Origin of the sequence: Lysinibacillus sp. CD3-6, assembly GCF_006351725.2 — a bacterium.
Lineage (GTDB): Bacteria > Bacillota > Bacilli > Bacillales_A > Planococcaceae > Lysinibacillus.
The window spans coordinates 4349008-4361698 of record NZ_CP085880.1 but is presented as its reverse complement, the minus strand read 5'-3'; the positions used below and the strand labels follow the sequence as shown (position 1 = coordinate 4361698).

Annotated in this window: 7 protein-coding genes, 9 tRNA genes and 3 rRNA genes; all 19 read left to right on the top strand. The window is 43.9% G+C overall.

Annotated features, from left to right (window positions below):
• Positions 1 to 96 precede the first annotated feature (96 nt).
• On the top strand, positions 97 to 2271 hold the full coding sequence (locus FH508_RS21595; protein ID WP_305068702.1) for a Tex family protein: 2175 nt from the start codon (positions 97 to 99) through the stop codon (positions 2269 to 2271).
• Between the two features lie 66 nt (positions 2272 to 2337).
• The gene (locus FH508_RS21590; RefSeq protein WP_228134180.1) at positions 2338 to 2811 is read left to right on the top strand and encodes a SprT family protein; all 474 of its coding nucleotides are present in this window, start codon (positions 2338 to 2340) and stop codon (positions 2809 to 2811) included.
• Positions 2812 to 2890: 79 nt separating this feature from the next.
• Positions 2891 to 2967 (top strand) — tRNA-Asn (locus FH508_RS21585).
• A gap of 1 nt (position 2968) precedes the next feature.
• Positions 2969 to 3040 (top strand) — tRNA-Glu (locus FH508_RS21580).
• A gap of 29 nt (positions 3041 to 3069) precedes the next feature.
• Positions 3070 to 3145: transfer RNA gene (locus tag FH508_RS21575), tRNA-Asp, on the top strand.
• 5 nt (positions 3146 to 3150) lie between these two features.
• A tRNA-Gln gene (locus FH508_RS21570) sits at positions 3151 to 3225 on the top strand.
• Positions 3226 to 3241: 16 nt separating this feature from the next.
• Positions 3242 to 3314: transfer RNA gene (locus tag FH508_RS21565), tRNA-Lys, on the top strand.
• A gap of 68 nt (positions 3315 to 3382) precedes the next feature.
• Positions 3383 to 3468, top strand: a tRNA-Leu gene (locus FH508_RS21560).
• 29 nt (positions 3469 to 3497) lie between these two features.
• Positions 3498 to 3574: transfer RNA gene (locus FH508_RS21555), tRNA-Arg, on the top strand.
• A 19-nt stretch (positions 3575 to 3593) separates the two neighbouring features.
• Positions 3594 to 3667 (top strand) — tRNA-Gly (locus FH508_RS21550).
• Between the two features lie 212 nt (positions 3668 to 3879).
• A 16S ribosomal RNA gene (locus FH508_RS21545) occupies positions 3880 to 5431 on the top strand.
• Between the two features lie 311 nt (positions 5432 to 5742).
• Positions 5743 to 8670, top strand: a 23S ribosomal RNA gene (locus tag FH508_RS21540).
• Positions 8671 to 8774: 104 nt separating this feature from the next.
• Positions 8775 to 8890, top strand: a 5S ribosomal RNA gene (rrf, locus tag FH508_RS21535).
• Together the 16S, 23S and 5S rRNA genes with 9 tRNA genes alongside form the textbook arrangement of a ribosomal RNA operon.
• 146 nt (positions 8891 to 9036) lie before the next feature.
• Positions 9037 to 9112: transfer RNA gene (locus tag FH508_RS21530), tRNA-Asp, on the top strand.
• Between the two features lie 164 nt (positions 9113 to 9276).
• Positions 9277 to 9606, top strand: a complete 330-nt coding sequence (locus FH508_RS21525) for a hypothetical protein (protein ID WP_228134179.1) — start codon at positions 9277 to 9279, stop codon at positions 9604 to 9606.
• Positions 9607 to 9717: 111 nt separating this feature from the next.
• Positions 9718 to 10170 carry a tRNA (adenosine(37)-N6)-threonylcarbamoyltransferase complex ATPase subunit type 1 TsaE gene (tsaE, locus tag FH508_RS21520; protein ID WP_228134178.1) on the top strand — a complete coding sequence of 151 codons (453 nt, stop codon included), beginning with the start codon at positions 9718 to 9720 and terminating at the stop codon, positions 10168 to 10170.
• Positions 10167 to 10874: a tRNA (adenosine(37)-N6)-threonylcarbamoyltransferase complex dimerization subunit type 1 TsaB gene (gene tsaB, locus FH508_RS21515; RefSeq protein ID WP_228134177.1), complete on the top strand. Its 708-nt coding sequence runs from the start codon at positions 10167 to 10169 to the stop codon at positions 10872 to 10874. Before tsaE ends, tsaB begins: the two co-directional genes overlap by 4 nt.
• Positions 10867 to 11319, top strand: a complete 453-nt coding sequence (gene rimI, locus FH508_RS21510; protein WP_228134176.1) for a ribosomal protein S18-alanine N-acetyltransferase — start codon at positions 10867 to 10869, stop codon at positions 11317 to 11319. The genes tsaB and rimI overlap by 8 nt, the downstream gene beginning before the upstream one ends.
• Entirely contained in the window at positions 11319 to 12338 is a 1020-nt protein-coding gene (gene tsaD, locus FH508_RS21505) for a tRNA (adenosine(37)-N6)-threonylcarbamoyltransferase complex transferase subunit TsaD (RefSeq protein ID WP_228134175.1), read from the top strand. Before rimI ends, tsaD begins: the two co-directional genes overlap by 1 nt.
• Positions 12339 to 12691: the final 353 nt, after the last annotated feature.

The following is a 12691-nucleotide window of genomic DNA, read 5'->3' as shown; positions in this document are numbered from 1 at the left end:
CCTTATATTTTTGTCTGCTTTTTCCATTAGATAGACTATCCTTGGTTTTTTATTGAAGTGTAGTGGTAAAATGAAAAGAAAAAAGGTAGTGATAATGTGGAACAAAAACAAATGTTACAGCTTATTGCAAAGGATGTAGCTATCAGACCAAATCAAGCAGAGGCAGTGATAAAATTATTAGATGAGGGCAACACCGTTCCGTTTATCGCGCGTTATCGAAAAGAGGCTACGGGTTCTTTGGACGAGGTGCAAATTAAAGCTGTAGAAGATCGTTACCATTACATACAGCAACTTGAACAACGTAAAGAAGAGGTTCTTCGTTTAATTCAAGAACAGGATAAGCTAACTCCTGAGCTTGAAAATGCTATCCAAATTGCGACTGTTCTACAGCGTGTTGAAGATTTATATCGTCCATATAAGCAAAAACGACGTACGAAGGCGACAATTGCAAAGGAAAAAGGATTAGAACCTCTAGCCGACCTTTTGCTAGAATATCGTAATGGAGCATTAGACCAGTTAGCTCAAGACTTTGTAGACAATGAAAATGTTGCAACGGTAGAAGATGCATTAGCTGGGGCGCGTGATATTTTGGCGGAGCGCTTTGCTGATGATGCTGGGATAAGACAAAAAATTCGTGCCTTTTCTTGGAAAGATGGCGTGCTTGCAACAACATTAAAAAATTCGGAATTAGATGAAAAAAAGGTTTTTGAAATGTATTACGAGTATGAAGAACCTGTTAACCGTATTGTTCCTCACCGTATTTTAGCAGTGAATCGTGGGGAGAAAGAAGAGGTTATAAAGGTTGCGATACAAGTACCGATAGATCGCGTATTAATGATTATGTGGAAAGAATGGATACCTGCTACAGGTTCATCTCCTGCTATTGCGGAGGTGAAGCTTGCAATTGAGGATTCTTACAAACGTTTAATTCAGCCATCTATAGAAAGAGAGTTACGCAATGAATTAACAGAAAAGGCGGAGGCGCAAGCTATTCATATTTTCTCAGAAAATCTACGTAACCTTTTACTACAGCCGCCACTAAAGGGCAAATATGTATTAGGCGTGGACCCAGCTTATCGAACTGGTTGTAAATTAGCCGTTGTTGATGAAACAGGAAAAATGCTAGAAGTTACAGCGATTTACCCTCACCCACCAAAACCAGATGTGGCAAAATCAAAAGCTGTGGTGAAAGAAATTTTAGCGAAGTATCCTATTACGATTATTGCGATTGGTAACGGTACAGCCTCACGTGAAACGGAGCAGTTTATTGCTGATGTATTGAGTGAATTAAAAACAGATGTGGCTTATGTGATTGTTAACGAAGCTGGTGCATCCGTTTATTCAGCGTCAGAGATTGCACGTTCTGAATTTCCTGATTTACAAGTTGAGCAGCGTAGCGCCGTTTCGATTGCACGCCGTTTACAAGATCCGTTGTCAGAATTAGTGAAAATTGAGCCAAAAGCAGTAGGTGTTGGACAATATCAACATGATGTTTCTCAAAAGAAATTATCGGAGTCGTTATCATTTATAGTAGAAACAGCGGTCAATCAAGTCGGTGTTGATGTAAATACAGCGTCAGCTTCATTAATGCAATATGTTTCGGGCCTATCGAAAACGGTTGCTGAAAATATTGTGAAAGTACGAGAAGAAAATGGGCAATTTACAACGCGCTCACAGCTTAAGAAAATCCCGCGACTTGGTGCAAAAACATATGAACAAGCAATAGGATTTTTACGTGTGCCTGAAGCGAAAAACCCATTTGATGCTACAGGTATTCACCCAGAGAGCTACAATATTGCTGAGCAAATTTTAGAAGTAGCTAATATAAATAAGAAAGAATTAGGAACACAAAAGGCAGAGGAAGCCATTGCATCCCTTAATGTTCAAGAATTAAGTAATGCATTAGGAATGGGCGTTGTTACTATTCAGGATATCGTGGATACATTAAAGAAGCCAAGTCGCGATCCTCGCGATGCCTTTCCACAACCACTACTTAAAACAGATGTATTAAAAATGGAAGATTTACAGGTAGGAATGGAATTACAAGGCACTGTACGTAATGTAGTCGATTTCGGTGCATTTGTTGATATAGGTGTTAAGCAAGATGGGCTTGTGCATATTTCGAAGTTGCAAAAGAAGCGCATTAAGCATCCATTAGAAGTTGTGGCGCTAGGTGATATTGTCACAGTTTGGGTGGAGCAGATTGAGGTAAATAAAGGACGTATTTCGTTAACAATGTTACCTCCAGAAAAACAAACAATTGAAAAGTAGTAATAATTTACTGCCACACTGTCTATACTGCGCAGTGTGGTATTCTTATTGTTAGAGGTGATGGTATTGAACAATGAGGAACTGCAACAGCTTGTAATGCGAATTTCATTAGAACATTTTCATAAACCATTTATGCATCGGGCATACTTTAATACAAGACTGCGTACAACAGGTGGTCGCTATCTTTTACAATCACATCATATTGAAATAAATCCAACAGCATATGAAATGTATGGTGTCAGTGAGGTAGAAGGGATAATACTTCATGAATTATGTCATTACCATTTGCACATAGAGGGGAAAGGCTACCAACACAGAGATAAGGATTTTAGAGATTTATTAAAAAAAGTGAATGCTCCTCGATTTTGTTCAGCGTTACAGAAGCCTACAGCTCGGAGTGCAAAACAACGTTCTCAATATAAATATGCATGTATAAAATGCCATCAATTATATGTAAGAAAAATACGATTGAATGTAAAGAGATACTGTTGTGGCAAGTGTTCAGGGCAATTAAAGTTAGTTGAACAAAAAAAGTTTTAAAAAAAGATTGACGTTTACTGAGCTTATCCTTATAATAGTAAAAGTCGACAAGATAAAGACGACAAAACAATATGATTATTCCGAAGTAGCTCAGTTGGTAGTAGCACCTGACTGTTAATCAGGTTGTCGCAGGTTCGAGTCCTGCCTTCGGAGCCATGGCCCCTTGGTCAAGCGGTTAAGACACCGCCCTTTCACGGCGGTAACACGGGTTCGAATCCCGTAGGGGTCATTTTCATAAATATAAATAATTGTAACAATGGTCCCGTGGTGTAGCGGTTAACATGCCTGCCTGTCACGCAGGAGATCGCCGGTTCGATCCCGGTCGGGACCGCCACTTATTGGGGTATAGCCAAGCGGTAAGGCAACGGATTTTGATTCCGTCATGCCTAGGTTCGAATCCTAGTACCCCAGCCATTCATTTCTTATATATGAGCCATTAGCTCAGTTGGTAGAGCATCTGACTTTTAATCAGAGGGTCGAAGGTTCGAGTCCTTCATGGCTCATCTTTTTTAAGAAAAAAGGTTGATTTTTCTAGTTATCATAGTATAATAAGAAAGTTCCTATTTTGAATGCGGTCGTGGCGGAACGGCAGACGCGCTAGGTTGAGGGCCTAGTGGGGGCAACCCCGTGGAGGTTCAAGTCCTCTCGGCCGCACCAAGTCAAGTTAGTTCAGTTATTTTACACTTGCGCCCGTAGCTCAATTGGATAGAGCGTCTGACTACGGATCAGAAGGTTGTGGGTTCGACTCCTGCCGGGCGCGCCATAATAACATTTTAATATTTGCGGGTGTAGTTTAATGGTAAAACCTCAGCCTTCCAAGCTGATGTCGTGAGTTCGATTCTCATCACCCGCTCCAAAAAAACATTTCAAAAAAATGTTGACATCATAAACGATTGATGATAAGATGTAAAAGTTGCTAAAAACAAACGGCGACATATGAACCTTGAAAACTGAACAAGCAAAACGTAATCAATATAGTTTTTAGTAGCTAACTTCGTTAGCGAACGAAACAAAATTTTGGACATCAAAATTGATGCCAGCAAAACAATTTGAGCTAATTAAATTTCTTTTATGGAGAGTTTGATCCTGGCTCAGGACGAACGCTGGCGGCGTGCCTAATACATGCAAGTCGAGCGGACAGATAAGGAGCTTGCTCCTTTGACGTTAGCGGCGGACGGGTGAGTAACACGTGGGCAACCTACCCTATAGTTTGGGATAACTCCGGGAAACCGGGGCTAATACCGAATAATCTTTTGTCTCTCATGAGACAATTCTGAAAGACGGTTTCGGCTGTCGCTATAGGATGGGCCCGCGGCGCATTAGCTAGTTGGTGAGGTAACGGCTCACCAAGGCAACGATGCGTAGCCGACCTGAGAGGGTGATCGGCCACACTGGGACTGAGACACGGCCCAGACTCCTACGGGAGGCAGCAGTAGGGAATCTTCCACAATGGGCGAAAGCCTGATGGAGCAACGCCGCGTGAGTGAAGAAGGATTTCGGTTCGTAAAACTCTGTTGTAAGGGAAGAACAAGTACAGTAGTAACTGGCTGTACCTTGACGGTACCTTATTAGAAAGCCACGGCTAACTACGTGCCAGCAGCCGCGGTAATACGTAGGTGGCAAGCGTTGTCCGGAATTATTGGGCGTAAAGCGCGCGCAGGTGGTTTCTTAAGTCTGATGTGAAAGCCCACGGCTCAACCGTGGAGGGTCATTGGAAACTGGGAGACTTGAGTGCAGAAGAGGATAGTGGAATTCCAAGTGTAGCGGTGAAATGCGTAGAGATTTGGAGGAACACCAGTGGCGAAGGCGACTATCTGGTCTGTAACTGACACTGAGGCGCGAAAGCGTGGGGAGCAAACAGGATTAGATACCCTGGTAGTCCACGCCGTAAACGATGAGTGCTAAGTGTTAGGGGGTTTCCGCCCCTTAGTGCTGCAGCTAACGCATTAAGCACTCCGCCTGGGGAGTACGGTCGCAAGACTGAAACTCAAAGGAATTGACGGGGGCCCGCACAAGCGGTGGAGCATGTGGTTTAATTCGAAGCAACGCGAAGAACCTTACCAGGTCTTGACATCCCGTTGACCACTGTAGAGATATAGTTTTCCCTTCGGGGACAACGGTGACAGGTGGTGCATGGTTGTCGTCAGCTCGTGTCGTGAGATGTTGGGTTAAGTCCCGCAACGAGCGCAACCCTTGATCTTAGTTGCCATCATTTAGTTGGGCACTCTAAGGTGACTGCCGGTGACAAACCGGAGGAAGGTGGGGATGACGTCAAATCATCATGCCCCTTATGACCTGGGCTACACACGTGCTACAATGGACGATACAAACGGTTGCCAACTCGCGAGAGGGAGCTAATCCGATAAAGTCGTTCTCAGTTCGGATTGTAGGCTGCAACTCGCCTACATGAAGCCGGAATCGCTAGTAATCGCGGATCAGCATGCCGCGGTGAATACGTTCCCGGGCCTTGTACACACCGCCCGTCACACCACGAGAGTTTGTAACACCCGAAGTCGGTGAGGTAACCTTTTGGAGCCAGCCGCCGAAGGTGGGATAGATGATTGGGGTGAAGTCGTAACAAGGTAGCCGTATCGGAAGGTGCGGCTGGATCACCTCCTTTCTAAGGATTTTAACGGAATGTTTCGTTTAGGACGAAACAATGATTACGTCTTTGCTGTTCAGTTTTGAAGGTTCATTCTTACGAATGAAATACTTCAAAATTTGTTCTTTGAAAACTGGATAAAACGACATTGAAATTGTAACAAACACATTTATTTTTTTAAGTTTTTTTATAGGCTTAATAACATTAAAAGGTTTCGAGATACGAGTAAGACAAGGAAGCGATTGAGTGAGTGAAGGAGCGTACTTTCGTACGTGACTGATTGAACGAATGAAGCTGACGCTGTATTACGATGTATATCGGAAGCTGTAGGTTAAGTTATTAAGGGCGCACGGCGAATGCCTTGGCACTAGGAGCCGAAGAAGGACGGCACTAACACCGATATGCTTCGGGGAGCTGTAAGTGAGCTTTGATCCGGAGATTTCCGAATGGGGGAACCCACTACGTTTAATCGCGTAGTATCTTGACGTGAATACATAGCGTCTTGAAGGCAGACCCAGGGAACTGAAACATCTAAGTACCTGGAGGAAGAGAAAGAAAAATCGATTCCCTGAGTAGCGGCGAGCGAAACGGGAAGAGCCCAAACCAAGAGGCTTGCCTCTTGGGGTTGTAGGACACTCTATACGGAGTTACAAAGGAATGAGTTAGATGAAGCGACTTGGAAAGGTCCGCCAGAGCAGGTAAAAGCCCTGTAGTCGAAAGTTTATTCCCTCCAGAGTGGATCCTGAGTACGGCGGAACACGTGAAATTCCGTCGGAATCCGGGAGGACCATCTCCCAAGGCTAAATACTACCTAGTGACCGATAGTGAACCAGTACCGTGAGGGAAAGGTGAAAAGCACCCCGGAAGGGGAGTGAAAGAGATCCTGAAACCGTGTGCCTACAAGTAGTTAGAGCCCGTTAATGGGTGATAGCGTGCCTTTTGTAGAATGAACCGGCGAGTTACGATTACGTGCGAGGTTAAGCTTTAGAAGGCGGAGCCGCAGCGAAAGCGAGTCTGAATAGGGCGAATTAGTACGTGGTCGTAGACCCGAAACCAGGTGATCTACCCATGTCCAGGGTGAAGGTGAGGTAACACTTACTGGAGGCCCGAACCCACGCACGTTGAAAAGTGCGGGGATGAGGTGTGGGTAGCGGAGAAATTCCAATCGAACTTGGAGATAGCTGGTTCTCTCCGAAATAGCTTTAGGGCTAGCCTCGTGATGAGAATACTGGAGGTAGAGCACTGTTTGGACTAGGGGGCCATCCCGGTTTACCGAATTCAGACAAACTCCGAATGCCAGATATTTATACACGGGAGTCAGACTGCGAGTGATAAGATCCGTAGTCAAAAGGGAAACAGCCCAGACCACCAGCTAAGGTCCCAAAGTAATCGTTAAGTGGAAAAGGATGTGGCGTTGCACAGACAACCAGGATGTTGGCTTAGAAGCAGCCATCATTTAAAGAGTGCGTAATAGCTCACTGGTCGAGTGACGCTGCGCCGAAAATGTATCGGGGCTAAACGATTCACCGAAGCTGTGGATTGACATCTACGATGTCAGTGGTAGGAGAGCGTTCTAAGTGCGTTGAAGTCAGACCGGAAGGACTGGTGGAGCGCTTAGAAGTGAGAATGCCGGTATGAGTAGCGAAAGACGGGTGAGAATCCCGTCCACCGTATGACTAAGGTTTCCTGAGGAAGGCTCGTCCGCTCAGGGTTAGTCGGGACCTAAGCCGAGGCCGATAGGCGTAGGCGATGGACAACAGGTTGATATTCCTGTACCACCTCCTCACCGTTTGAGAAATGGGGGGACGCAGTAGGATAGGGTAAGCGCGCCGTTGGTTGTGCGCGTCCAAGCAGTAAGGCGTGTGTGTAGGCAAATCCGCACACTGTAACGTTGAGCTGTGATGGCGAGTCCGTATGGACGAAGTTCCTGATTTCACACTGCCAAGAAAAGCCTCTATCGAGGTGAGAGGTGCCCGTACCGCAAACCGACACAGGTAGTCGAGGAGAGAATCCTAAGGTGTGCGAGAGAACTCTCGTTAAGGAACTCGGCAAAATGACCCCGTAACTTCGGGAGAAGGGGTGCTCTTGAGCGTGCAAGCGCACGAGAGCCGCAGTGAATAGGCCCAGGCGACTGTTTAGCAAAAACACAGGTCTCTGCAAAACCGTAAGGTGACGTATAGGGGCTGACGCCTGCCCGGTGCTGGAAGGTTAAGAGGAGTGGTTAGCGCAAGCGAAGCTGCGAATTGAAGCCCCAGTAAACGGCGGCCGTAACTATAACGGTCCTAAGGTAGCGAAATTCCTTGTCGGGTAAGTTCCGACCCGCACGAAAGGCGTAACGATCTGGGCACTGTCTCAACGAGAGACTCGGTGAAATTATAGTACCTGTGAAGATGCAGGTTACCCGCGACAGGACGGAAAGACCCCGTGGAGCTTTACTGTAGCCTGATATTGAATTTTGGTACAACTTGTACAGGATAGGTAGGAGCCAGAGATCTCGGAGCGCCAGCTTCGAAGGAGGCGTCGGTGGGATACTACCCTGGTTGTATTGAAATTCTAACCCATGCCCCTTAGCGGGGCAGGAGACAGTGTCAGGCGGACAGTTTGACTGGGGCGGTCGCCTCCTAAAAGGTAACGGAGGCGCCCAAAGGTTCCCTCAGAATGGTTGGAAATCATTCGTAGAGTGTAAAGGCACAAGGGAGCTTGACTGCGAGACCTACAAGTCGAGCAGGGTCGAAAGACGGGCTTAGTGATCCGGTGGTTCCGCATGGAAGGGCCATCGCTCAACGGATAAAAGCTACCCCGGGGATAACAGGCTTATCTCCCCCAAGAGTCCACATCGACGGGGAGGTTTGGCACCTCGATGTCGGCTCATCGCATCCTGGGGCTGTAGTCGGTCCCAAGGGTTGGGCTGTTCGCCCATTAAAGCGGTACGCGAGCTGGGTTCAGAACGTCGTGAGACAGTTCGGTCCCTATCCGTCGTGGGCGTAGGAAATTTGAGAGGAGCTGTCCTTAGTACGAGAGGACCGGGATGGACACACCGCTGGTGTACCAGTTGTCTTGCCAAAGGCATCGCTGGGTAGCTATGTGTGGACGGGATAAGTGCTGAAAGCATCTAAGCATGAAGCCCCCCTCAAGATGAGATTTCCCATTACGCAAGTAAGTAAGATCCCTCAAAGACGATGAGGTAGATAGGTTCGAGGTGGAAGTGTGGTGACACATGGAGCTGACGAATACTAATCGATCGAGGACTTAACCAAAAAAGTTTGTAACATTCAATGAACCGTTTATCCAGTTTTGAAAGAATAACATCTTTCAATTAAGAGGGTTTCAAGATACGATGTATATTGAAAGCCGAACATAGTCTAGTGATGATGGCAAAGAGGTCACACCCGTTCCCATACCGAACACGGAAGTTAAGCTCTTTAGCGCCGATGGTAGTTGGGGGCTTCCCCCTGTGAGAGTAGGACGTCGCTAGGCAATTAGACAGTCAGCTGAGTGCTGACTGTTTTTTGTTTTCATAAAATAGGTCTAGGTCTATTAAAAACTATTATTTTTATCTAAAAATATAAAAATAGTATTGTACTTTAAAATATTATATGTTATATTTATATATGTCTTAAAGAGGTCCCGTGGTGTAGCGGTTAACATGCCTGCCTGTCACGCAGGAGATCGCCGGTTCGATCCCGGTCGGGACCGCCATTAATTTAAATATACAGTTCTTATGATATGCATATATCGTAAGAGCTTTTTTTTTACTTTGAACTATCAAAATGGATAATTGCTAATTCTATATAATTGGGCACAAAATCATTTTGAATTGCATATCTATAGACAGTATAGATTTTGTAACGGAGGATGGAGGTGTGTTCATAGGATTACGCTTCTGCATATTTTGGTTAATTTCAATACTTGAAGTTGCTTGTGGAAAACCGTTTATTGATATAGAGGAAGCTAATTCATATCATTGGCAAAAATATATGAATGAAAATGAATTTGAACAATTAACGGAAGGTATGACCTATATGGAAGTAGTGGAAATTGCCGGTGGTCGAGCTAGTGAGAGGGTTAGCAGTAATTATTATCGCTGGAATGATGAAGTACTTTTGACACAAGCATATATCGTTCAATTTAAAGATAATAAACTTGTAGGAAAAGAGGAAATTGCTGTGAAGGGATATTCCACAAGGGAGTAAACACGTCTTCAACATGAAGGCGTGTTTATTTTTTTGAAATTAACCCGAAACTTTGAACATTTGCGCGTGTTTCGGTAAACTAGAAGTAATGAGCTAGGAGAGGACTTAGAGATGAAATTTGAAATAATAATGAATTCACTAGAAGATACAGAGCAATTTGCCATGAAGCTAGCAAATTTACTTGTGGCACAAGATACAATTACATTAGAGGGCGACTTAGGTGCTGGGAAAACGACATTTACAAAAGCTTTAGCAAAAGGTCTCGGCGTAACTAGAACGGTTAATAGCCCTACATTTACTATTGTGAAACAATATGAGGGACGTTTACCCTTTAATCATTTAGATGTATATCGCTTGGCGGAAAGCGATGAGGATCTTGGGTGGGACGAGCTATTTTATGGTGATGCGGTATCTGTTATCGAATGGGCACATTTAATTGAACAGGATTTACCCAAAGAGCGGTTAGGAATTGAAATTTACCGTGTTGGTGAAAATGAACGACGATTTGTGTTAATGCCTTATGGTAAGCGATATGAGGCAATATGTGAGGAGCTAATGAGATGATTTGGTTGGGAATTGAAACAGCTAATGCGCCACTTTCTGTTGCAGTTGTTAAGGACGGAAAAGTGTTGGCAGAGGTTGTACAAAATATAAAAGTAACGCATTCTGCAGGAGCAATGCCAGCGATTGAAACGATTTTAGCTAATGTTGGTGTCAAGCCAAATGAGTTAGAAGCCATTGCCGTATCAGAAGGACCAGGGTCATATACAGGTGTACGAATAGGTGTAACGCTTGCTAAAACATTAGCATGGACATTACAGAAGCCATTAGTTGGTGTTTCAAGTTTAAAAATATTAGCAGCAAATGCAGCACTTTTTAATGGACTAATTTGTCCTATATTTGATGCACGTCGAGGCAATGTATATACAGCTGTTTATAAGGGACCAAAGCTGGATGTAGTTATAGAGGATTATCATGATCATATTGATGGACTGTTAGCCCGTTTGAAGGATTTAGATGCACCTATATTATTTATAGGGGTAGATGTTGATCTATTCTGGGATAAAATTGTTGAAGTCATTGGACATAATGCCTATCGTGCACCTCTTCATGACGACTTGCCACGTGCGAGTGCAGCCATTCATCTAGCTAGCATGGAGAACTTACCGAATGTGGAGGAAGTCCATCATTTTATTCCGCAATATAAACGTATTGCGGAGGCTGAAGCAAATTGGTTAAAAGAACAAAAGGAGAAGGCACATGAGTAGTAATGTAATGTATCGTAAAATGGTATCTGAGGATGTTCCAGCGGTATATGCGATTGAACTTGCTACATTCCCGACGCCCTGGACATTGGATTCTTTTTACTATGAGATGCATGAAAATCAATATGCACATTATGTTTTAGCAGTAGATGAGAACAATACTATAATAGGTTTTTGTGGAATGTGGATGGTCATAGATGCGGCTCAAATTACAAATGTGGCTGTTACTGAAGCAGCTCGTGGTCGAGGAATTGGAGAAGGCTTAATGCGGGAAGCGATGCGTATTGCACGTGAGCATGGAATGGACGTTATGAGTCTAGAGGTACGTGAAACGAATATAGTGGCACAAAATCTTTATCGCAAGCTTGCCTTCCAGGATGGTGGCATACGTAAAGGTTACTATACAGATAACGGGGAGGATGCCCTAGTCATGTGGGTGAATTTATAATGGAAAATCGAGTTATTTTAGCAATTGAGTCCAGCTGTGATGAAACGGCAGCGGCTATTATTCGTAATGGTTCTGATATTGTTTCAAATGTAGTTGCTTCACAAATTGAGAGCCATAAGCGTTTTGGTGGCGTAGTACCCGAAATTGCATCACGTCACCATGTTGAGCAAATTACGGTTGTTATTGAAGAAGCGCTAAAACAAGCAAATATGAAGCCATCTGACCTAGATGCAGTAGCGGTTACAGAAGGTCCTGGTCTTGTAGGGGCACTGTTAATTGGCATTAATGCCGCAAAGGCGTTTGCATTTGCTAATAATGTACCAATTTTAGGTGTACATCATATTGCGGGTCATATTTATGCCAATGCACTTGTCCAACCAATGGAGTTTCCACTTCTAGCCCTTGTTGTATCAGGGGGACATACAGAACTTGTTTATATGAAAGAACATGGTTCATTTGAAGTAATAGGAGAAACGCGGGATGATGCGGCAGGCGAAGCCTATGATAAAGTTGCACGTGTATTAGGCTTGCCTTATCCAGGAGGTCCTCGTATTGATCAGTTAGCACATGAAGGACAAGAAGCGGTCGCTTTTCCACGTGTATGGCTAGAGGAAGAGTCGTATGATTTTAGTTTTAGCGGTTTAAAATCAGCAGTAATTAACTATAAGCACAATATGGATCAACGCGGTGAAGCGATTTCCCCGACTGCTGTTGCAAAAGGCTTTCAGGAAAGTGTAGTAGAAGTACTAACTGCAAAAACATTACGGGCAGCGCGCGAATACAAAGTGAAACAAGTAATCGCAGCAGGTGGGGTTGCAGCTAATAAAGGTTTGCGTACATCCCTTGAGGCGGTATTTGCTAAAGAGGGTATTCCTTTTTTTGTACCTCCATTGAAGCTATGTACAGACAATGCGGCAATGATAGGAGCAGCTGCAACACCGATGTTCGAGGCAGGCATTCGTGGAAATATGATGATGAATGGCCGCCCAGGTATGGAATTAAAATCATGGGTTGAATAAATATTTGAATGAGAGGGCTCAGAGTTTTTTGAGCCCTCTCTTTTTTTATTTATATAGAAATATTAACATGAATAAAATTGCGAAAAATGCTAGAAAATATATACCTATAATAGAGAAATAATTAATTGACAAATTTTTCAGAAAATTATCCACAGGAACTGTGAAAAAAGTGCATAAAAAAACTGCGAACATTCGTACTTATGCACAAATTGTGGATAACTTGTGCATAAGTTGTGATTATTCTATATATAGTAGCGCATTTTACACAGAACTATGTGGATTAAATAATTTGAAATTGTGGACAGTGTGGAAAAGTCTGTTGATATGTTGGTATTACTAGTTTTATAGTGTGT